General features: G+C 64.1%; 19 protein-coding genes. 12 read left to right on the plus strand and 7 right to left on the minus strand.

From position 1 onward, the window contains the following. Positions 1–30 precede the first annotated feature (30 nt). Entirely contained in the window at positions 31–2277 is a 2247-nt protein-coding gene (locus tag C444_RS10540) for a hybrid sensor histidine kinase/response regulator (RefSeq protein ID WP_004592775.1), read from the minus strand. A 161-nt stretch (positions 2278–2438) separates the two neighbouring features. After that, complete coding sequence (locus C444_RS10545; RefSeq protein WP_004592776.1) at positions 2439–4058, minus strand: long-chain-fatty-acid--CoA ligase; 1620 nt, start codon at positions 4056–4058, stop codon at positions 2439–2441. Between the two features lie 134 nt (positions 4059–4192). Here C444_RS10545 and C444_RS10550 point away from each other — a divergent pair, with 134 nt between their 5' ends. The 5 genes from C444_RS10550 to C444_RS10570 are packed head-to-tail and all read left to right on the plus strand — an operon-like array spanning position 4193 to position 8881. After that, positions 4193–5152 (plus strand): 1,4-dihydroxy-2-naphthoate polyprenyltransferase, encoded by a 960-nt coding sequence (locus C444_RS10550; protein ID WP_004592777.1) that lies wholly within the window; start codon positions 4193–4195, stop codon positions 5150–5152. After that, positions 5149–6195, plus strand: a complete 1047-nt coding sequence (gene menC / locus C444_RS10555) for an o-succinylbenzoate synthase (RefSeq protein WP_004592778.1) — start codon at positions 5149–5151, stop codon at positions 6193–6195. Before C444_RS10550 ends, menC begins: the two co-directional genes overlap by 4 nt. Continuing rightward, positions 6188–7711, plus strand: coding sequence for a class I adenylate-forming enzyme family protein (locus C444_RS10560; protein WP_004592779.1), 1524 nt, complete (start codon positions 6188–6190; stop codon positions 7709–7711). The genes menC and C444_RS10560 overlap by 8 nt, the downstream gene beginning before the upstream one ends. A gap of 54 nt (positions 7712–7765) precedes the next feature. After that, entirely contained in the window at positions 7766–8503 is a 738-nt protein-coding gene (locus C444_RS10565; protein WP_004592781.1) for an NRDE family protein, read from the plus strand. A 27-nt stretch (positions 8504–8530) separates the two neighbouring features. After that, the gene (locus tag C444_RS10570; RefSeq protein ID WP_004517952.1) at positions 8531–8881 is read left to right on the plus strand and encodes a helix-turn-helix transcriptional regulator; all 351 of its coding nucleotides are present in this window, start codon (positions 8531–8533) and stop codon (positions 8879–8881) included. A 21-nt stretch (positions 8882–8902) separates the two neighbouring features. Here C444_RS10570 and C444_RS10575 read toward each other — a convergent pair whose 3' ends face one another. After that, positions 8903–9856: a 1,4-dihydroxy-2-naphthoyl-CoA synthase gene (locus C444_RS10575; protein WP_004592783.1), complete on the minus strand. Its 954-nt coding sequence runs from the start codon at positions 9854–9856 to the stop codon at positions 8903–8905. A 95-nt stretch (positions 9857–9951) separates the two neighbouring features. Between C444_RS10575 and C444_RS10580 the strand changes: the two genes are divergently transcribed. Further along, entirely contained in the window at positions 9952–10266 is a 315-nt protein-coding gene (locus tag C444_RS10580) for a hypothetical protein (protein ID WP_049909411.1), read from the plus strand. Between the two features lie 58 nt (positions 10267–10324). Next, positions 10325–11278, plus strand: a complete 954-nt coding sequence (locus tag C444_RS10585) for a J domain-containing protein (RefSeq protein WP_004592787.1) — start codon at positions 10325–10327, stop codon at positions 11276–11278. A gap of 3 nt (positions 11279–11281) precedes the next feature. On the opposite strand, the gene menD is transcribed toward C444_RS10585, so the two are convergent. Both menD and C444_RS10595 read right to left on the minus strand, forming a co-directional pair. Next, entirely contained in the window at positions 11282–13060 is a 1779-nt protein-coding gene (gene menD / locus C444_RS10590) for a 2-succinyl-5-enolpyruvyl-6-hydroxy-3-cyclohexene-1-carboxylic-acid synthase (RefSeq protein ID WP_004592789.1), read from the minus strand. Further along, positions 13057–14397: an isochorismate synthase gene (locus C444_RS10595; protein ID WP_004592792.1), complete on the minus strand. Its 1341-nt coding sequence runs from the start codon at positions 14395–14397 to the stop codon at positions 13057–13059. Before C444_RS10595 ends, menD begins: the two co-directional genes overlap by 4 nt. 268 nt (positions 14398–14665) lie before the next feature. On the opposite strand from C444_RS10595, the gene C444_RS10600 reads away from it, so the two are divergent. Further along, entirely contained in the window at positions 14666–14881 is a 216-nt protein-coding gene (locus C444_RS10600; protein ID WP_004517946.1) for a ribbon-helix-helix domain-containing protein, read from the plus strand. A gap of 71 nt (positions 14882–14952) precedes the next feature. Further along, positions 14953–15234 carry a UPF0058 family protein gene (locus C444_RS10605; RefSeq protein ID WP_004592794.1) on the plus strand — a complete coding sequence of 94 codons (282 nt, stop codon included), beginning with the start codon at positions 14953–14955 and terminating at the stop codon, positions 15232–15234. Positions 15235–15287: 53 nt separating this feature from the next. On the opposite strand, the gene C444_RS10610 is transcribed toward C444_RS10605, so the two are convergent. Together C444_RS10610 and C444_RS10615 are read right to left on the minus strand one after the other, a co-directional pair. Then, entirely contained in the window at positions 15288–15806 is a 519-nt protein-coding gene (locus C444_RS10610) for an Lrp/AsnC family transcriptional regulator (protein ID WP_004592797.1), read from the minus strand. A gap of 148 nt (positions 15807–15954) precedes the next feature. Continuing rightward, entirely contained in the window at positions 15955–16812 is an 858-nt protein-coding gene (locus C444_RS10615; protein WP_004592799.1) for an enoyl-CoA hydratase/isomerase family protein, read from the minus strand. A gap of 43 nt (positions 16813–16855) precedes the next feature. Here C444_RS10615 and C444_RS10620 point away from each other — a divergent pair, with 43 nt between their 5' ends. The 3 genes from C444_RS10620 to C444_RS10630 all read left to right on the plus strand — a co-directional run bounded on the left by C444_RS10620 (position 16856) and on the right by C444_RS10630 (position 20603). Further along, the gene (locus C444_RS10620) at positions 16856–18253 is read left to right on the plus strand and encodes a cryptochrome/photolyase family protein (protein ID WP_004592801.1); all 1398 of its coding nucleotides are present in this window, start codon (positions 16856–16858) and stop codon (positions 18251–18253) included. Positions 18254–18435: 182 nt separating this feature from the next. Beyond that, on the plus strand, positions 18436–19047 hold the full coding sequence (gene sod / locus C444_RS10625; RefSeq protein WP_004592803.1) for a superoxide dismutase: 612 nt from the start codon (positions 18436–18438) through the stop codon (positions 19045–19047). A 188-nt stretch (positions 19048–19235) separates the two neighbouring features. Continuing rightward, positions 19236–20603: an ABC transporter substrate-binding protein gene (locus C444_RS10630; protein ID WP_049909414.1), complete on the plus strand. Its 1368-nt coding sequence runs from the start codon at positions 19236–19238 to the stop codon at positions 20601–20603. The last annotated feature ends 2 nt before the right edge of the window (positions 20604–20605 follow it).

Raw genomic sequence — 20605 nt, forward strand, 5'->3', positions numbered from 1 at the left:
CGAGATCCGAAAAAGACGGTCCCCCAGTCGCTACATCTCGTCGAACGAGACGCCGGTAATCTCGAACCGTGCGCCGCCGTCAGCACTGTCGTGGACGCTGATCTCCCAGCCGTGTGCCTCCACGACCTGCCTGACGATACTCAGCCCGAACCCGGTCCCGGCCGTACTCGTCGAGTAGCCGGCTTCGAACACGGTGTCCCGGTCGGCTTCGGGGATGCCGGGGCCGTCGTCCGCGACGTAGAACCCGTCGTCTACCGCCCCGACCGTGACGGTCACGTCCGCGCCGCCGTGTTCGACCGCGTTCCGAACGAGGTTCTCGAACAACTGTTTCAGGCGGCTCTCGTTTGCCAGTACGGCCCGGTCGACGTCGGTGACGAGCGTGGCATCGGCCGTCTCGACGTTCGTCCAGCAATCTTCCACGAGCGGTGTGAGCGCGACCGGTTCGCGGTCGGCCACCGTCTCACCGTCCTGTGCCAGTGTGAGCAGATCCGTTATCAGCGTGTCCATCCGCTCGTGTGCCCGCTCGATAGCGGCCAGATGCTCGCTCTCGTACTCCTCGCGTGCCAGTTGCAGTCGTCCCTCGGCGACGGTCAGCGGATTCCGCAGGTCGTGTGAGACGACGCTAGTAAACGCTTCGAGCCGGTCGTTGTGCTGTTCGAGTTCTTGCTGGTGGTGGCGCAACTGTTCGGTTCCCTCGACCTGCTTGAGCGCGCTGGTGACGTGTCCGGCCAGGATCTCCCCGAGGACGACGTCCCGCTGGTCGAACGCCGCGGCCGTCTCCGAACCGGCCAACAGGATTCCGTGCTCGCCGAGCGGGAGATACAGTTCGCTTTTGATCAGCGTGTCCGGGTTGTAGATGTCCGGGTCGGCGTGGACGTCATCGACGGCGAGCGCGTCGCCGCACTCGTAGACGCGCCAGGCGATGCTGTCTCCGGGCGTGAAGGTCGGCAAATCGTCCACCAGGTCATATATTGCGTCGGAGGCGGCGACCGGTTCGAGGGTCCGGTTGTCCTCGTCGTAGAAGTGGATCGTGTTCGCTTCGAGACCCAGCACAGTGCGTGCTGTCTCGACGCCGATCTCGGCGACTTCCTCGCGCGTGTCCGCCCGGATCAGATCATGCACCGACTCGCTGAGAGCTTTGAGGCGACGTTCGTGTTCTTTCCACTCGGTAATGTCTTGTTGGAATCCGACGTAGTTGACGACTGCTCCGTCGTCGTCGCGGACCGGGGCGATAGACACCTGGTTCCAGAACATGGTCCCGTCCTTTCGGTAGTTCCGGAGTTCGACCGACACTGGCTCGTCCGCATCGATGGCCGCTCGCATCACATCGACCGGTTCTGACTTGGTCTCCTCGCCCTGTAGGAACCGGCAGTTTCGGCCGAGTACCTCCGACTCCGTGTAGCCGGTCAATTCCAGAAATTGCCTGTTGGCGTAGCTGATCGGGTTCTCGTCTTGTTCGGGGCTGGTAATCGTGATCCCGATCGGTGCCTCGTCCATTGCGCGTTTGATCCGGGAGAGTTCCTTTTCACCGTCTCGCTGGTCGGAGATATCCCGGACCGTACAGACCAACTCACCGCGGTCGGTCCGGGCGAGTACGTGGTCTTCCGTGAACGTGCTCCCGTCGGCACGGAGTCCTGTCGTCGTACCTGTCCAGTACCCGGTCTCTTCGGTGGCCGGGAGGATCTCGTCGTAGATTCGTGGGATGTCCGCCTCTCGATACAGCTGTTCCCAGTGTTTCCCGCGCATCTCTGCCGGTTCGTAACCGTAGAGGTCCGCGTAGGCTTCGTTGACGAAGATGAACTTCCCATCTTGATCAAGGATGCTGATCCCCTCCTGTGCGGTCTCGATAGCATCGAGTTGGCGGTTTCGCTCACGTTTGACACGCTGAGACTCAACTGCATTGGTGATTCTGTTCGCGAGCACCGCGTACTGGTCGGTGCCGCTTTGTTTCTGCAGATACTCGGTGACACCGGCCGATATCGCGTCGCTAGCGATCTCCTCGGAGCCTTTGCCGGTATAGAGAATGAAGGGAAGCGAACCGTACTCCTCGCGGACGGCTTCGAGGAACTGGATACCGTTCCGGTCGGGCATGTCGTAGTCGGAGATGACGCAATCGATGTCGGTGTCGGCCAGGGCTTCCAGTCCCGCCGCGGCGCTCGTCGCGACCTGCACGTCTAACCGGTCGTCCTCGCGTTCGAGAAACGACGCCGTCATGTCGGCAAATCCCGGCTCGTCGTCGACGTGGAGAATACACATAGCCTCGGTTATATCAGTCATAACTCTGCCCGTTACTCATACATTACAGTACAGTGACTTAATAATCGTCTCTAAAAGCAAGAACCGGCCTACCGTCGTCGTTGGGTCGCAATGTCCGCTATCACGCGGTTCGAAATGCGTTATTTCTTATTGACAGGTTCGGCCAATGGTGCTGTGCGCCGCTATCCCTGGCCGACCATCTCGTCCTCGTCTTCCCACTCCTGTTCGCGGAGTTCGTACTTCTGGACTTTCCCGGTCGCTGTCGTTGGCAGTTCCTCGACGAACTCCACGCGGCGGACGACTTTGTAGGTCGCCAGTTGTTCTCGGGTGAAGTTCCGGAGATCCTCGGCCGTCACACCCGGGTTGTCTGGGTCGCCCGAATCCGGGACGACGAAGGCCTTCGGCGTCTCGCCCCACTCGTCGCTCGGCGCGGGGATAACTGCGACATCACTGACGGCGTCGTGTTCGTAGAGCGTGTCCTCCAGTTCGATACTGGAGATGTTCTCGCCGCCGGAGATGATGATGTCCTTCTTGCGGTCACGGATGGCGATCATGCCGTCCTCGTCGACCGTCGCCAGGTCGCCCATGTGGTAGTAGCCCTCGACGCGGTCGGAGAAGGCCTCCGCCGTCTGTTCGGGCTTGTTCCAGTAGCGGTCCATCACCTGATTGCCGCGGACGACGACTTCCCCGAGCGTCTCATCGTCGTGTGGCACATCGTTGCCGTCCTCGTCGACGACCCGGACGTCCGTGCCGAGATAGCCGATGCCTTGGCGCTTCTTGATGCTGAATCGGGCGTCGCTGCCGTCCTCGAAGAAGCGGCGAGCGTCCGAGGTCGTGACGAGCGGACCGGTTTCAGTCGCGCCGTAGACGTGTTTCAGATACCAGCCGAAGTCGTCCTCGACGGTGCGGATGACGGCCTCCGGCGGCGCGCTGCCAGCCGTCGCGATCCGCACGTCGTTGGCACCGGTCGTCTCGATCTCTCCGTCGTGGGCCGCATAGCGGTCCGCCAGGATGTTCAACACCGTCGGCGCGCCACAGAGATATGACACGTTCTCCGTCCTGACGGCGTCGAAGATGCCCTCGGCGTCGACGCCGCGGGTACAGACGTGTTTCGCACCCATCCCCGTCACGGAGAAGATGTGGCCCCAGCCGTTGACGTGGAACATCGGGAGCGTCCAGAGGTAGACGTCGTCGTCCGAGAGCTCCTGATGGAGCGCGACCAGGTAGGCATGGAGCGTCTCGGTTCGGTGAGTCCGGCAGACACCCTTCGGATCGCCCGTGGTCCCCGACGTGTAGTTGATGGTGATGAGGTCGTCTTCGTCCATCTCGGGGCGCTCGTAGTCGGTTCCCGCCTCCTCGATGATTTCGTCGAAGGACTCCCAGTCCCCGTCGACGGCGTCCGTGTCGTTAGTGACGAAAATTTCGGTGGGCACCTCGTCGCGGATCGGCTCGATCTTCTCGGCGTACTCGTAATCCGCGTAGACGGCGTCGACTTCTGCGTCCGAGAGAATATATTCGAAATCGTCCGGCACGAGCCGGTAGTTCAACGGTGTATGGACCGCACCCAGTTGCATGGTTCCGTAGGCCGCTTCGAGCTGGTAGTGCGTGTTCGGGTCCAAGACGGCCACCCGGTCCCCCTTCTCGATACCACGGGCAGCCATCGCCGCCGAGAACCCGTCGGCTCGCTTCCCGAATTCGTCGTAGGTGAAGCGCTCACCAGTCGTGGCGACGATAGCCTCTTTGTCCCCGTAGTATTCCCGCGCACGGTCGAGAAAATCCGTGGTCAGCAGTGGCTTATGCATCTCAGGCTACCGTATGGTTAATCATGATAAAGTGATTGTGATACACCCCTGATCTTGCTGTCTCGGAACGGGTCATATTTTGGGTGTCCGTCGAACCACAGCCGCTTTGAGGATAGCGTCCCCAGTTTTCGCCAATGAGTACAGCGACGGCAGACGTTTCGAAGCGGCAGGCGTGGGTGATGGCCGCGCGGCCACAGACACTGCCTGCCGGGGCCGCGCCGGTCATCGTCGGGATGGGTCTGGCAGTCCACGCCGGCGTCTTCGCTCTATTGCCGGCAGTCGCAGCGCTGGTGGGCGCGCTGCTCATCCAAGTGGGAACCAACTTCGCGAACGACTACTACGACGCGGTGAAGGGGGCCGACACCGACGAGCGTGAGGGGTTCACCCGCGTGACCGCTGGCGGTCTCATCGACGCCGAGGAAGTCAAGCGAGCGATGATAGCGACCTACGGTCTCGCCGTCGTCATCGGCGTCTATCTCGTCGCCGTCGGTGGCCTTCCTATCGTCGTGGTTGGCCTCTCGGGCATCGCCGCCGGGATTCTCTACACCGGCGGTCCGTTCCCCTACGGCTACCGCGGTCTGGGTGACCTGTTCGTGTTCGTCTACTTCGGTGTCATCGCGGTCACCGGCACATATTACGTACAGGCTGTTGCGAGCACAGGCGGCGTCGGCACGTTCCCGATGACGCTACCGCCGGGGTCGGTCACTGCCGCTGCCATCACGGCGAGTCTCCCGGCAGCCGGCCTGTCGACCGCGATTCTCGTCGTCAACAACATCCGGGACCGCGAGACGGACCGTGCCGCTGGCAAGAAGACGCTGGCCGTCTATCTGGGCTACGGCTGGAGCCGCGTCGAGTTTCTCCTGATGGTCGGAATGGCCTACGTCGTCCCGATTGTGTTCGCCCTCGACAGCCAGTACGGGCTGCCGGCAATGGCCCCGCTGCTTACGCTGCCTCTGGCGGCGACTATCTCGAAAACAGTCCTCACAGAGACTGGCGGCGATGCGCTGAACCCGACGCTCGAACGGGTCGGCCAGACGCTGTTCGCCCATTCGGTCCTGTTCGCGGCGGGTCTCGCTGCCACACAGCTACTATGAAGGTCGATTCCTTCTCGCTCCCGCTTTCGAGTCCGCTCGCTACCGCTCGGGAGACGATACGCGAACGCTCGGGGTTCGTCGTCCGCTACGACCACCGCGGCGAAACCGGCGTCGGCGAAGCCACGCCGCTCCCGGGCTGGACGGAGTCGCTTGACGACTGCCGGCACGGGCTTGACGACGCTGCCACGGTCGCAGTTGACGGCGGGCACACGGACGTCCTCCTGTCGCTGGACGCCGCGTCGGTTCCCGCCGCGCGGCACGGCTTCGCAACTGCGCTACTGGACGCTGACGCAAAGGCCGACGGCGTGCCGCTGTACCAGTGGTTCGAGCCCGACAGGCGCTGTAGCCGCGTGCCGGTCAATGCGACGGTCGGCGACGGGTCACCGGACGAGACAGCCGAGGCTGTCGAACAGGCGGTCGAAGCCGGCTACGATTGCTGTAAGCTCAAGGTCGGGAAGCGAACCGTCGACGAAGACGTGGCGCGCGTCCGGACCGTCCGCGAGCGGGTGGGTGACGACGTGACTTTGCGGGCCGACGCCAACGGCGCGTGGTCCCGTGACCAGGCCGCGGACGCCCTCGACCGCATAGCGCCGCTGAACGTGGCCTACATCGAGCAGCCGCTCCCGGCCGACGACCTCGCCGGCCACGCCGCGCTCCGGGGCAACGGCGTCGGTGTCGCGCTTGACGAGTCCCTCGTTGACCGCCGAGTCGACAGCGTGCTCGACGCCGACGCGGCCGACGTGCTGATACTGAAGCCGATGGTGCTGGGCGGCCCCGGCAACGCTCACACGCTGGCGCTCCGCGCCCGCGAGCAGGGCGTCAAGCCGGTCGTCACGACGACCATCGACGCCGTCGTTGCCCGCCTCGCAGCGCTACACGTCGCCGCCGCAATTCCCGACGTGGCCGCGTGTGGTCTCGCGACCGGAGACCGTCTTGCGGCCGACATCGCACCGGACCCGACGACAGTAACCGATGGCGCGATGTCGGTCCCCCAGTCGACCGGCCTCGGCATCGACCCGGCGGAGGTGGAACCCGATGCGTGACCCTCTCAATTGGCCGACACAGGACCTCGTCACCTACCGTGCCGACACGACGCCCGACCGGACGGCGATGGTCGCGGCAGGGTCTGGGGCAGAAGTCACCTACCGCGAACTCGACACCGCCGTCGATGTGGTGGCTGCCGAACTCGACCAGCGCCTCGCCGCTCCAGATGCCACCGTCGCGACGCTCTTGCCGACCCGGCCAGCCGTCGGCCCACTCCTGTTTGCAGCGATGCGACTGGGGGTAACGCTCGCGCCGCTGAACGTCGAACTCGACGCGGCGACGCTCCAGAGCCAGCTTTCGACAGTTGACGCGGACCTGCTGGTCTGTGGAGACAGCACCACGTCGCTGGCAGCCGACATCGACGGCTGTCCAACCGTTTCGGTCGACGGGGAACTGTCAGCGGCTGCCGTCGCCGACGAGACGGCAGCGGCGGGCTCGGCTGACGAAACAGCCACCGACGTGACCCCGGCACTCCTCTCCCGCACGGACACCCAGCTGGTCATCTTCACCTCGGGGACGACCAGCCAGCCGAAAGGCGTCCGGCTGACCATCGGCAACCTCGTCGCCAGCGCCGTCGCGTCGTCGTACCGCCTCGGCGTCCTGCCGACGGACCGCTGGCTGGTCTGCCTGCCGACCTACCACATGGGCGGCCTGGCTCCGTTCGTCCGGAGCGCGCTGTACGGCACGGCGGTCGTCGTCCAGCGCTCGTTCGACGCCGACGCAACACAGCAGGTCATCGCGGAACACGGGATAGCGGGCGTCTCGCTGGTGCCAACGATGCTGTCGCGGTTGCTGGACGCCGGCTGGGAACCACCGTCATCGCTTCGCTTCGTCCTCCTCGGCGGCGGCCCGGCCAGCGAGACGCTCATCGAACGCTGTCGAGAGCGGGACGTCCCGGTCTGTCCCACCTACGGGATGACAGAGACGTCGTCCCAGATAGCGACGGCGCGGCCCGAGACAGCCTTCGAACACGCCGGTACTGTCGGCCAGCCGCTCGTGTTCACTGACGTGACGGTGGTCGCAGATGGCGAACCGTGTGACCCCGGTGAACGCGGCGAGATAGTCGTCGACGGTCCCACGGTGACGTCGGGCTATCTGAACGGCGACGGTGACGCGTTCAGCGACCACGGCTTTCGGACCGGCGACATCGGCTATCGCGACGCGGACGGTCGCCTCTGGGTCGAGGGTCGCGTTGACGACCAGATCGTGACCGGCGGGGAGAACGTCGACGCGAGCACGGTTACCGACACCATTCGTGACCACCCCGCGGTTGCGGACGCGGCTGTGGTGGGCCTTCCTGACGAGGAGTGGGGCCAGCGCGTTGCCGCGTTAGTCGTCGGGGACGTATCGCCCGCAGTGGTTCGCGACTACTGCACTGAGCGACTCGCGCCGTACGAAGTCCCGAAGACAGTGCGCGTGGCTGACGCGCTCCCGCGGACGGCCTCGGAGACCGTCGACCGGTCCGCCGTCCGGTCACGGCTCGAAGCCCCCAGCGAGTCGGGCGAATCCGTATAGCGGATTGGGGATCGTGGCCAAGCGGTTTTCTACGTCGATAGCGTATGCAGGTCCGTGTGTACAATCGTTCTCGCGTGGCAGGTCTTCGACGGCACGCCAGTCGCGGTCGCGGCGAACCGCGACGAGCGACTCGACAGGCCGTCACAGCCGCCACAGCAGCGTCACTGGGGGAGTCGCGTCGTCGCGCCAGCTGACGAGGAGGCCGATGGGACGTGGATCGGCTACAACGAACACGGCCTGCTGGCGGCGGTGACGAACCGCTGGGTCGACACCGATCTGGCCGGCGACCGCTCGCGCGGCCTGCTCGTCCGGGACACGCTGAGTCACGAGAGCGCTGAGCCAGCCGCCCGCGCTGTCGAACAGGCGACTAGGGAGGCCGAGTACGAGGGGTTCAACCTTCTGCTGGCAGACGAGAACGCCGCCGTCCTGCTGGAGTGGGACGGCCAACTGGCGGTCCGGAACTTCCAGCCCGGCGTTCACGTCGTCGTCAACGTCGGCGCTGACGGCGACTACCGGATTCCGGCCCGTCGGCCCGACGCAGGCGAGGAGCAAGCGACCAACGCGACGCGGTTACGCGAGGCGCTCGTTCCGGAGCCCGGCGAGTCCGCCGACGACTGGATCGACCGGGCGGGTGAAACAATCAGCGACCACGAGTACGGCGTCTGTGTCCACGGCGATGGATTCGGAACGCGCTCGTCGTCGCTTATCGCGCTGGGCTCCGACCGCGAGTATCGGTACGCGGACGGGCCACCATGCCGGGCACCGTACCGTCCGGTCGAAGGTCAGATTTAAGCGGCCGACTCACGGTGTACACAATACATGAGTTCAGCAGCGTCGGAGGCGGACCTTTCTGACGGCGAGCGGGCCGGGCTCGAACTGATTCGTGAGTCCGGTGGTATCCACCAGAGCGACTTCTGGAAGGAACTCGACGTCTCCTCGCGAAAGGGGAGTCGTATCGTCGAGTCCCTGTTCGAGAAGGACCTCATCCAGCGTGAGGAAACGGTGTACGAGGGGCACAACACGTATTACCTGACACCCGCGGCCCGCGACCTCGACTTCTCGCTTCTGATGGCCGGTGACCAGCTCTCGCCGTTCATCGGCGACGAAGAAGTCGACCCCCACGACGACACCTTCTCGCAGTGGGTCATGACCCTCGCTTACGAGGACTGACCGACGGGTACGTGGTGTGAGTCAGTAGTGCCACGGGACGTCGTCGAAATCCGGGTCGCGGCCCTCGTTGAACGCGTCCCGTCCCTCCTGCGCCTCGTCGGTCATGTACGCCAGCCGCGTCGCCTCCCCGGCGAACACCTGCTGGCCGACCATCCCATCGGAGTCCAGATTGAACGCGTACTTGAGCATCCGCATCGCAGTCGGTGACTTCTCGTTCATCCGCTCGGCCCACTCGATAGCGGTGTCTTCTAGGTCTTCGTGGGCCACTACGTCGTTGACCATCCCCATGTCGGCGGCTTCGTCGGCGTCGTAGGTCTTTCCGAGGAAGAACACCTCGCGGGCCTTCTTCTGGCCGACCTGCCGGGCGAGATACGCCGAACCGAAGCCGCCGTCGAAGCTCCCCACGTCGGGGTCCGTCTGAAGGAACTTCGCGTGCTCCTCGCTGGCGAGCGTGAGGTCACAGACGACGTGCAGCGAGTGACCGCCGCCGACGGCCCAGCCCGGAACGACGGCGACGACGGGTTTGGGGATGTGGCGGATCTGGCGCTGGACTTCGAGGATGTGGAGCCGGCCGACGTTCTCCGGGGCGTCCTCAGCCACGCCGTCGCTCGTTTCTCGCGGGTCGTTTTGCTCCCCGCTCGCTGTGTCCGAGTCTCGTGGCGACTCGCTGTACTCGTACCCGCTTTCCCCTCGAATGCCCTGGTCTCCGCCGGAACAGAAGGCCCAGCCGCCGTCCTTCGGCGAGGGGCCGTTCCCGGTCAGGAGGACACAGCCAACGTCGGTCTGGCGCTTTGCGTGGTCCAGCGCCGTCGCGAGTTCGTCGACCGTCTCCGGTCGGAAGGCATTTCGCTTCTCCGGGCGGTCGAAGGCGATACGGACCGCACCCGTGTCAGTCGAGCGGTGATAGGTGATATCGGTGAAGTCGAACCGGTCGATGGCCGTCCACCGTTCCGGGTCGAATATTTCAGAGACCATACCGTGGCTCGGGACGGCCCTCGCAAAAAGATTCCTCGTACGGGCTCACACAGCGGAGCAAACCCTTTGGTGTCGCGCACGTGAACCGACTAGCGATGCCCTCCACATCGAACAAAAAAGCGGTGATGGGGATACTCGCGGGCTTCTCCATCCTTATCGTCGTGTACAGCTTCATCATCGTCCAGCAGATTCTACTCGGGCTGATCGTGGCTGTGGTCCCCTGGCTCCTGTATCTGGTCGTCCGGTTCGTCCTCACGCTCGAACGGATCGCGACGGCGCTGGAACGGCTTGCGACAGCGCGTACCCGCGAATCGGAATCGGCCGCGGCCGGACCCGCTGGGGACTACCAGCGGCCGTCGGAGTCGCACGACCGCGACAGAGAGGCCGACGGAGGCGTCGAGAACGAGTGACTGAATGCCGTCGGTGGCAGCTCCTGTCGATCACTCGCGTACAGGTGGGACACCCGGTATGACCGAGACGTTCTACGAGGTACTGGGCGTTCAAACTGACGCGTCGACGGCGGCTATCGAAGCGGCCTACCGGGAGCGACTGAAGGAAACACATCCCGACGTGAGCGATGCCGCCGACGCCGGCGAGGCGACACAGCGGCTAATCGAGGCCCGCGACGTACTCACCGACGAGGATGAGCGTGCACGGTACGACCGACTGGGTCACGAGGCCTACGTCGCGGGTGAGAGCAATATAGCAGACGGCGGTGGTAGTGATGCGGCCGAAGCTGCACGGCGTGCGGGCTATGATGAGTCTGCATCGGCTGACGACCGAACCGCAGCTGGCACTGACCGGAGTACAGCCCGGACGAACGCCCAGGAGCGGGCACGACGCGAACGGGCCGCCCGAGACCGCGTCGCCGATGATAGCCGCAAGCGCTCGACAACTGACACCGACGCGTCGTCGAGCAACGACCAGTCGACCGACACGGCCAGCGAGACGGCGACCGCGTCGAACGCAGAGTCGACCTGGCAATCCGGCGCTACCGCGACCAGCGGCTTCAGCGACAGTTCTGGGAGCGGCGCAACCTGGAGTTCGTCGTCCGCATACGCTGTCCGACAGACTGACACCCTGTCCCGCGGGTCGATACTGGAGATGCCGACCGGCCGGGAACTGACGCTGTTTGCCATCACGTTCGCGCTCTATCCGGTGATGCTGTTCAGCGCCTTGCTCCCGGCGTTCCCGCTGTGGGTCAACGTGACTATTGGGGCCTGTACCCTCTTCATGATCGGCTATCTCCAGTCCGAACCCACTATCGCGATAATGGTGTTCGGAAGCTGGAGCCTGACGACGACGGTGCTGTTGGTCACGCTGAACATCAGCGCGTTCTCGCTTATCGGGGCGCTCGCGCTGTCGGGGACGTGGCTTCCGTTCGGACTGTCGCTGTTGACGGCGTCCGTGCTGCGGCTCTGAAAATCAGTCGCCAGCGAGGGTTTCGGCGACCTGTTCGGCAAGCCGGTCTCTGACTGCATGGCTGTCACCCGCATCGAACTGGACCTCGATGACTTGCGTCCCATCGCTCCGGATTGAGTCGCCGAACCGCTCGCGGAACTGTCGGCGGTCGGCCACCCGCTTGAACTCCAGGGAATAGAGCGCCTCTGTCGGCCCGAAATCGAGCCCGTGTGGCGTCCGGAACTGGTCCTCGAACGTGGGGTGGTCCTCGATGGGCAGCATGTGGAAGATGCCGCCGCCGTCGTTGTTGAGCAAGACGACCGTCGCGTCTACCGCACAGCGGCCGAGCGCGAGCAGGCCATTCATGTCGTGGTAGTACGCCAGATCGCCGGTGACGAGCACGAGCGGGTCGGACGTCGCGCTGCCGGCCCCGAGCGCCGTCGAGGTGATGCCGTCGATACCGCTGGCCCCGCGGTTGCCCAGCACGGTCAGGTCGGCGTCGCGGGGCCGACCGAAGCGGTCCATATCTCGTATCGGCATACTGTTCGAAACGAACAGCGTGGCCGGGTCCGGGGCCAGCGCGGTCACGTCCGCGAGGACGCCTCCCTCCCAGTAGGTCTCCGAGGCGGTTTCGGTAACTGCGTCCCAGTGGGACTGCTCCGCCCTGGCAAACCGCTCGCGCCACGGCGCTGCAACACCACCCAGTGACCCCGCTGCGAGCGCATTCGCGGTGGCATCGGGATTGGCGACGAGCAGATCCGTAGCGGTGAACTCGGCCTCCGACCAGCCGCCGGCCGGGTCGACGACGAACTGCCGGCAGTCGGCGTCTCGGAGGTAGTGCCGCAGCGGCTTCGAGGTCGGCGACGCGCCGAAGCGGATGACGACATTCGGGTCGCCCCAGTCCTCGACGGCGTCGCTCCCGAGATAGCTGTCGTAACCGCCACAGACCGGTACATCAAGGCGGTCGACGTGTGGACCGAACCGCAGGTCGGACAGCGGGTCCGCCAGAACGGGGAAGCCGGTCGCCGACGCCAGCCGTTCAAGCGATTCTACACTGAGTCCGTGATTGGCCGGACCAGCCACGATGAGGCCCCGTTCAGCGGCCCGAAGCGCGTCTCGAACGCGGCTCACCGTTTGCTCGTCCGGCGCCGCGACGCCCTCGCTCGTCCTGACGAACGGGCCGTCGCGGCCGCTTTCGGCCGCGTCGTCGCCACCTGCCCAGTCGGCGGGAACGCCCGATGGGTCGTCCTCGGCCATCGGTGTCGGTTCTAGTGGCTTCCGGAACCGACAGTTCAGATGGACTGGGCCGGGATCGCTGCCGGTACTCTCTCTGAGCGCGCGGGCCGCCGTGGTCCGTAGCATCCGAACTTTCCGCGGCTCGGCCTCGGGTTCGGGCATGTCCCGATACCAGCGGACAGCGTCGCCGTACAGTTTCTCTTGGTCGACAGTCTGGTTCGCGCCGCTGTCGATGAGTTCCGGCGGTCGGTCCGCCGTCAGCAAGAGCAACGGGACGCCCGACTGGTTCGCCTCGATGACAGCCGGATGGTAGTTCGCTGCGGCCGTCCCGGATGTACAGACCAGCGGCGTAGGCTTGCCTGTTCGCCGGGCGCGTCCCAGCGCGAAGAAGGCCGCCGACCGCTCGTCGAGGTGGGAGAACACTTCGATATCGGGATGCTCGGCGAAGGCCACCGTCAGCGGCGTCGAGCGGCTCCCCGGCGAGAGACACACCGCGTCGACGCCGCCCGCGGCGAGTTCAGAAACGAGCGTCTCCGCCCACAGCGTGTTGACGTTCGGTGCAGTCATTCCAACTCGTCCAGTATCGGTCGGTATTTGAGCTGGACCTCGTCCCACTCGCGGTCGGGGTCGCTGTCCGCGACGATACCCGCGCCCGCAAACAGGGTCGCCTCGCGCTCCGTGGCAACGGCCGACCGGAGGCCCACGGCGAAGGTCCCGTTGCCGGCGGCGTCGACCCAGCCGACCGGGGCGGCGTACCAGCCGCGGTCGAAGGCCTCCGTCTCACGGATAGTCCGCAACGCCGCGTCCGGGGGCAGTCCGCCCACGGCCGGTGTCGGGTGGAGCGCCTCGACCAGCGAGAGGACGTGCTCGTCGTCGTCGAGTTCGGCCGTTATCGACGTCCGGAGGTGCTGGACCGTGGCGAGCCGGCGGATGGTCCGGTCGCCGATGCGGACCGTCGAGGCGAACGGTTCCAGCTGGTCCCGTATCGCATCGGCGACGAGCTTCTGCTCATGGCGGTCCTTCTCGCTGTCGAGGAGTTCGGCGGCGAGCCACTCGTCCTCAGCTGGTGTGTCGCCTCGCCCTGTCGAACCGGCCAGTGCCTCCGTGCGAACGGTCCGTCCGCGGACCGAGACGAGCCGTTCCGGCGTGGCCCCGAAGAACGTTCCCTCGCCGGCGTCCGGCGACAGCATGAACCGGTAGCAGTCCGGGTACGTCTCGGACAGGCGGGCCATCACGTCCGGGACCGATAGCTCCGCGTTCAGCGTGGCACTGAGGCTCTGGGCGAGCACGACCTTCTGGAGGTCGCCGCGGTCAATACTCTCTGTGGCGGCCGCCACCTGCTCGCGCCAGCCGTCCTGTGTTGGCGTCCGCTCCTGGCGTGAGATACCCGGCGGGGTTCCCGGCTCTGTCTCTGGGTCCGCGACCAACCGGTCGCGCCACTCCTCTAGTAGCGTCTCCGCTTCGGTCGCGGCCTCAGACCCCGTCGCAACCGTGGTGAGCCAGGCGTCGTCGTCTCGCTTCGTTATCTGTATCTCTGGGAGGAAAAACGCTGCACTGGGAAACCCATCCCAGGGAGAGTGCTCTTTTTCGTACGTTCCGTTGTGGAAAGCGAACCCACCGAACGCTCGCGGTCGAGCGACGCTCGGGAGGCTGTCGGGAACTGAGCAGTCATCGAACAGCGCTTCGAGCGCTGTCCGGACGTCGTCGAACCGCGACTGCCCATCGGCAGTCACAGTCGCCGCGCTCCCGCGGGCTGCGATTGACTCTGTACCGGCCGCCCAGAAGAACCGGGGGCGAGCGTCCGTCTCCAGTACCGCCCGCACCGGTGCATCGTCGAGGCGACACCCGCGTGCGACGACCGTTGTCTCACCAACCGTCGTCTCGTCACCACGCAGTGGTTCCATCAGCCATGCCTTAGGATTGCGCACCTTTGAGCCTAACTATACGCTCGATTCCACACGGTGTGGTTCGACCGGGCCGCCATGCCTGAGCCACCGTTTTCACGCTGTTTTGACCCGCCACGCGACATCGCGGTATCGTGATTCCGATTCGCAGAAATTAATATCTGGGTTCACAAACTTCCTCTCTCAGTTCTACAATTGTAATTCTGCAATCTCCGAACATACCCCCGTCAGGTTTAAATAGGGCATAGTCGAAGCCCCCTATGTTGCGATGCCTAAGGTAGAGATCAATATCCCGGAACACCTGGAGATGCAGATCGCGCAGCTCGTCGAAAAAGGCGAGTTCCTCAACCGCGAGGAAGCCATCGAGGACCTCCTGTCGACCGGGCTCAAGGCGTACAAAACCTCCGGACCACAGGACGAAGACGAGGAACCAGGGTTCGAAGAAGACGGCATGATGGGCCACGACGACGAGTACGTCTTCTGAAAATACGGGCGTGAGCGTCTGGTATCCCTTCTCAAGCAATTCTTATGGACGTGCCACCGCATACTGTAGCTATGCACAAAGACGAGCTTCTCGAGCTACACGAGCAGATGGTGACGATTATGGAGTACTTCCGCGACGACATGGACTCAGTCGACCCGGAGCTATTCGACGCCTACCAGGAACTCGATGTGCGGCCATCGGACGTCCACAAGTCGAAAAGCGAGCACAAACACGCCGTGTTCGTGCTCGGTAACTCGCTGGCGACGGCGATGAGCGAGGACGAGTTCTCGGACGCGGGTCGGGTTAGCAAGCGGATGAAGGAACTGGCCGAGGACGCCGAGCGGAAACTGTAAGCCGGTCGTGCGTCGCGCTCTCTCGTCTTTATTTCGACCCGTCTCCTCTCTGGCTACGATCTCTCGCCGTCGAGTTCGGTGAACAGCTCCGGGTCCGTCTTGAATTTCAGGACGTTGTGGACGACCGAGTTCCGGACGTTCTGAATCACGTCGCCGTGTTCCTTATAGAAGTCGTGTATCCAGCGGGATTCGGCCGTTCGGCTCGGGAACATCATCACAGACTTCCACTGATATTCGCCGTCGGAGAGGAAGTAAAACAGCGTGTGTCGGTCGTCCCGGATGGAGACCATCGCGTCGTGCCAGGAGTCGGCGAAGTGCTCGGGGTTGAACTTGAACTCGAACAGCGCGAAATTGAACAGTTCCTCGTTCGGGACGATGGTCTCGCGGAAGACATCCGCGTCGCGCATCTCCCGGATCGATTCGCTGACCGTTACGTGCGACACGTCGATGCCGTACTCGGACTCCAGCAGATCCGCAAGCTCACGGGATGACCGCTGGGGGTCCGCCGAGAGCTCACGCAGGATGTACATGTCCCGCTCGCTGAACTCCCAGTCCGGGGGGCCGTCGGTCATGTCGTGGCCTCCATCCCAGCGGGGGCACAGACGCGCTCAGTTGCGGTACTGGTGGCCAGTCGAATCTGTGTTGGAAAACTCGGAGGCATTATCTGTTGGTTAGCTGGCGGTTGCTGAATCAGTGATCGTATTGGTCACAGTCATCAACTTACTGACCCGTGAACTCCGGGTCACGTTTCTCGACGAACGCGGTCGTCCCTTCCTCGTGGTCGTCCGTGGTGAAGGCAACGCCCTGTGCAGTGGCTTCGTTTTCGAGTGCTTGTTCCAGCGAACTGTCCAGACTCCGGTTGACCAGCCGCTTGGCGTGTCCGAGTGCGACTGTCGGTCCATCGGCGATATTCGCAACGAGTTCCGAAAACGCTGATTCGAACGTCTCTGCGTCGAACACCCGGGTGAACAGCCCGAGTTCCCCGGCTGCCGCAGCCTCCAGCAGTTCGCCGGTAAACAGGAGTTCCTTGGCCTTGTTTGGGCCGACGATTCGGGGAAGGAAGTAGGAGACACCGGAGTCACTTGCCAGTCCGACCTGGCGGAAGCCGAAGCCGATCTGTCCGTCAGTGCTCGCGACCTGCACATCACAGGCCAGCGCGAGTCCTGCGCCGGCACCGAAGGCGGGGCCGTCGATTTTCGCGATGACCGGCAGCGGACAGCTGTGGACGGTCCGGATCGCTTCGTGGAGCGACGAGACCACCAGTTCGACCTGCGTAGCCGGCGGGCGGTCGTGTTTCACTCCCTGTAGCATTGCGTTGATGTCTCCGCCAGCGCAGAACGCCGGCCCCTCTCCCTCCAGCACGACACACCGGGCGTCGCTGTCGGTCACCGATTCGAACTTTGCAGTGAGCGTATCGGCCAACTCCGCCGACAGGGCGTTTCGAGACTCCGGCTGGTTCAGCGTCACTGTGGCGATCCCCTCGTCGACAGACAGCGTCACGGTCGCGTCTTCCATACGTTGGCCCTCACCCGGCGGAAAGATAACAGTGGTGTCCGTCACCGCCTGACAGACCAACATCGTTGGGCAGTACCTTTTGGCCGGGCTGGTCCGTGTACTATGTATGCGCCTGCACTGGCATCGCCGTGACCTCCGGGCGACGGACAACGCCGGCCTCGCCGCGGCGACTCCGTCCGACCCGGTAGTCCCGGTGTTCATCTTCGATAGGGCCGTTCTCGACCACGCCGGCCCACCCCGGGTTGCGTTCATGCTGGACGCGCTCGACAGTTTGCGCGAGTGGTACCGCAACCGCGGCAGTGACCTCGTCATCGCCGAGGGCGACCCCACGTCCGTGCTACCGGAACTGGCAACCGAGTACGGCGCGGAGAAAGTCACCTGGGGCAAGGACTACTCCGGGCTCGCTCGGGAACGCGACGCGGCCGTTCGGCAGGCGCTGGACGACGCAGACGTGGCCCGCGAGGCCGTCCAGAACGCCGTGTTACATGAACCGGGCGAAATTACGACGAACGACGGCGACCCCTACAGCGTCTTCACCTACTTCGGACGGAAGTGGCACGACCGCGAAAAGGAAGTTCCCTACGACCCGCCGTCAACTGACGAGTTAGCTGAAGTCGACGGCGACGCGCTCCCGACGCTGGCCGACCTCGGCTTCGAGGAGCCAGAGGCGGACGTGCCTCCGGCGGGAACCGACGAAGCACGTGCCCTGCTCAATGACTTCCTCGACGAGAACGTCTACGAGTACGAGGAGCGCCGGGATTTCCCGGCTGACGAATGCACCTCCCGGCTCTCGGCCCATCTGAAGTTCGGAACCATCGGTATTCGGGAGGTGTACGACCGGACGCAGGACGCCAAGGAAGGGGCCGGCGGTAACCACCACGAATCCGTCCGGGAGTTCCAGTCCCAACTGGCCTGGCGAGAGTTCTACACGCAGGTGCTGTTCGCCCATCCGCACGTCGTTACCTCAAACTACAAGTCATACGAGAACTCCATCGAGTGGGAGAACGACGAGGAGCTGTTGCAGGCCTGGAAGGACGGGGAAACGGGCTATCCCATCGTCGACGCCGGGATGCGCCAGCTCCGGGCGGAGGCGTACATGCACAACCGCGTCCGGATGATCGTCGCCTCCTTCCTCACGAAGGATCTGCTCATCGACTGGCGATACGGTTACGAGTGGTTCCGGGAGAAACTGGTCGACCACGACACGGCCAACGACAACGGCGGCTGGCAGTGGGCGGCTTCGACGGGGACCGACGCCCAGCCGTACTTCCGCATCTTCAATCCGATGACCCAGGGCGAGGACTACGATCCGGACGCCGAGTATATCAAAAAATACGTCCCGGAGCTACGGGACGCTGCATCCGAGGTTATCCACGACTGGAACGAGTGCTCGCTCACCCAGCGGCGCAACGCTGCGCCGGAGTACCCGGACCCCGTTGTCGACCACGGTGAGCGCCGCGAGCAGGCGCTGGCGATGTTCAAGCGGGCCAGAGGAGACGAGTAGCACAGTTTCGTTCCGCCTCACTGAACACTCCCAGGTGTTTACACGCGAGACGAGGTCGCGTGGTGGCATCGGTGCCGCCGGCAGATACGGCTCCGTCTCGCTGTCCTTGTTGAGTGCTACCAAATGGCTCCTAAACGTTTAACAGGCAGCCGCGCGACAGATAATGATGGAGGCGTTTTCATATGCCCGAACATTCCAATCCCGAACTGCCACCGCTCCCGTACGACTACGACGCGCTGGAGCCGCACATTTCCGAACAGGTGCTCACCTGGCACCACGACACCCACCACCAGGGGTACGTAAACGGCCTCGAATCGGCCGAGGAGACGCTCGCCGAGAACCGCGAATCCGGTGACTTCTCGTCGAGTGCCGGCGCACTGGGCAACGTCACCCACAACGGCAGTGGACACTATCTCCACACGCTGTTCTGGGAGAACATGGACCCCAACGGCGGCGGCGAACCCGAAGGCGAGCTCCTCGACCGTATCGAGGAGGACTTCGGCTCCTACGAAGGCTGGAAGGGCGAGTTCGAAGCCGCCGCATCAGCCGCCGGTGGCTGGGCGCTGCTCGTGTACGACCCTGTTGCCAAGCAACTGCGCAACGTCAAAGTCGACAAGCACGACCAGGGCGCGCTCTGGGGCTCCCATCCCATCCTCGCGCTCGACGTCTGGGAGCACTCCTACTACTACGACTACGGCCCCGCCCGCGGCGACTTCATCGACGCCTTCTTCGAGGTTGTCGACTGGGACAAGGCTGCTGAAGAGTACGAGAAGGTCGTCGGTCGCGTCGAATAAGGGGCGACACTCGACGTTTTTTCGCGGATGTGCCGAGAGTCCGAGAGACGTCCGAACCGATAGCGGTTTCTCCGGCGTTAATATCTAACGAAAACAACAAAAAATATCGGTGTGACTGGAGCAGACTACGGAACAGCAAGGTTACGGGAGGATATAGTTTTATAAGATGTGAATCAGTGGTAAATGGTATGACTCGCGATACCAATCGTCGAGCGTTCCTGAAGCGAACTGGGGCGGTAACCACTGTCGGTCTGCTTGGTGGGTTGGCAGGCTGTTCAACCGAACAGACCGGCGGTGACGGCGGAGACGGCGGCGATGGTGGGATGACCGGAACCGGAACCGAGTCCGGTGGCGACAGCGGTCCGGAGTCGCCGGACGTACTGATGGTCGTCGGCTATCCCCAGAGCGGTGTGCAACTGTTCAAGGATTTCTACGCCGACTACGGCGACGACGCCGCCGACATCCTCGTCACCGACGGACTGCAGGACGGCGAACTGCCGAGCAACGTCGGCAACGAAATGTCGAACGTCCGCGGCACAGCCCCGTCGGCGGCCGGGCCTGGCGTCGACACGTTCACGGATCTGTTCACCTCCGAGTTCGATTACGACGAGGCTGGCGTGTTCACCTCACAGGCCTACGATGCGACGGCGGTCCAGATCCTCGCAAACCTGCTTGCCGGGGAAAACGACGGGCAAGCCGTCCGGGACCACATGCGTGTCGTCGCCAATCCGGGCGGCGATACGTACGGCCCTTCCGAACTGCCAGCGGCCGTCGAAGCGGCCGCAGCGGGCGAGAACATCCAGTACGAGGGAGCCTCGAGTGCGGTCAACTTCGACGAAAACGGGGACATGGCCTCGGCACAATACCAGGTCTTCGGCTTCCAAGACGGCGGGGGTGTCGATACGCTCAACACTGTCGACTTCAGCGCGGGCGACGACATCCCGCAGCCGGAACCGAACGGCTCTGGGAGCGACCCCGGACGAACTATCCGCTTCGGTGTGTTGATGCCCGAAACCGGCGACCTCGGTTCGCTTGGCAGACCGATCCGCGATGGGGCGCTACTCCCGGCCCTGCAACTCGAAGGCGAAGTCGACTTCGAGTTCGACTACCAGGTCGGTGACACCCAGACCCAGGCACAGGCGGGCATCGATGCGGCCAACTCTCTTGTCAGCGCGGGCTATCCGTCGATCACCGGGGCAGCCAGTTCCGAAACGTCGATACAGGTCGCCAGAAACGTGCTCATCGACAACAGCGTCGTCGGCTGTTCGCCAGCGTCCACCTCGCCGACGATTACCGACCTCGAAGACAACGATTACATGTTCCGTACCCCGCCCAGCGACGCCCTGCAGGGGCAGGTGCTGGCACAAGTCGGCGTGGACGAACTCGGTGCCGAGACCGCATCGACGCTGTACGTGAACAACAGCTACGGGCAGGCGCTGCAGGAGGCGTTCGCCGGTGCGTTCGAAGCGGAAGGCGGGACTATCGTCAACCAGGTCGGCTTCGAACAACAGCAATCGTCCTACACGTCTGAGATCAACAGCGCGATGAACCAGTAACA

The organism is Haloarcula japonica DSM 6131 (assembly GCF_000336635.1).
In the GTDB taxonomy this organism is placed as follows: domain Archaea; phylum Halobacteriota; class Halobacteria; order Halobacteriales; family Haloarculaceae; genus Haloarcula; species Haloarcula japonica.

Bases quoted from the DNA above. Each gene is read 5' to 3' on its own strand.
- C444_RS10540 (WP_004592775.1), bottom strand. From the start codon at position 2,277: ATGACTGATATAACCGAGGCTATGTGTATTCTCCACGTCGACGACGAG.
- C444_RS10545 (WP_004592776.1), bottom strand. From the start codon at position 4,058: ATGCATAAGCCACTGCTGACCACGGATTTTCTCGACCGTGCGCGGGAA.
- C444_RS10550 (WP_004592777.1), top strand. From the start codon at position 4,193: ATGAGTACAGCGACGGCAGACGTTTCGAAGCGGCAGGCGTGGGTGATG.
- menC (WP_004592778.1), top strand. From the start codon at position 5,149: ATGAAGGTCGATTCCTTCTCGCTCCCGCTTTCGAGTCCGCTCGCTACC.
- C444_RS10560 (WP_004592779.1), top strand. From the start codon at position 6,188: ATGCGTGACCCTCTCAATTGGCCGACACAGGACCTCGTCACCTACCGT.
- C444_RS10570 (WP_004517952.1), top strand. From the start codon at position 8,531: ATGAGTTCAGCAGCGTCGGAGGCGGACCTTTCTGACGGCGAGCGGGCC.
- C444_RS10575 (WP_004592783.1), bottom strand. From the start codon at position 9,856: ATGGTCTCTGAAATATTCGACCCGGAACGGTGGACGGCCATCGACCGG.
- C444_RS10580 (WP_049909411.1), top strand. From the start codon at position 9,952: ATGCCCTCCACATCGAACAAAAAAGCGGTGATGGGGATACTCGCGGGC.
- C444_RS10585 (WP_004592787.1), top strand. From the start codon at position 10,325: ATGACCGAGACGTTCTACGAGGTACTGGGCGTTCAAACTGACGCGTCG.
- menD (WP_004592789.1), bottom strand. From the start codon at position 13,060: ATGACTGCACCGAACGTCAACACGCTGTGGGCGGAGACGCTCGTTTCT.
- C444_RS10595 (WP_004592792.1), bottom strand. From the start codon at position 14,397: ATGGAACCACTGCGTGGTGACGAGACGACGGTTGGTGAGACAACGGTC.
- C444_RS10600 (WP_004517946.1), top strand. From the start codon at position 14,666: ATGCCTAAGGTAGAGATCAATATCCCGGAACACCTGGAGATGCAGATC.
- C444_RS10605 (WP_004592794.1), top strand. From the start codon at position 14,953: ATGCACAAAGACGAGCTTCTCGAGCTACACGAGCAGATGGTGACGATT.
- C444_RS10610 (WP_004592797.1), bottom strand. From the start codon at position 15,806: ATGACCGACGGCCCCCCGGACTGGGAGTTCAGCGAGCGGGACATGTAC.
- C444_RS10615 (WP_004592799.1), bottom strand. From the start codon at position 16,812: ATGTTGGTCTGTCAGGCGGTGACGGACACCACTGTTATCTTTCCGCCG.
- C444_RS10620 (WP_004592801.1), top strand. From the start codon at position 16,856: ATGCGCCTGCACTGGCATCGCCGTGACCTCCGGGCGACGGACAACGCC.
- sod (WP_004592803.1), top strand. From the start codon at position 18,436: ATGCCCGAACATTCCAATCCCGAACTGCCACCGCTCCCGTACGACTAC.
- C444_RS10630 (WP_049909414.1), top strand. From the start codon at position 19,236: ATGACTCGCGATACCAATCGTCGAGCGTTCCTGAAGCGAACTGGGGCG.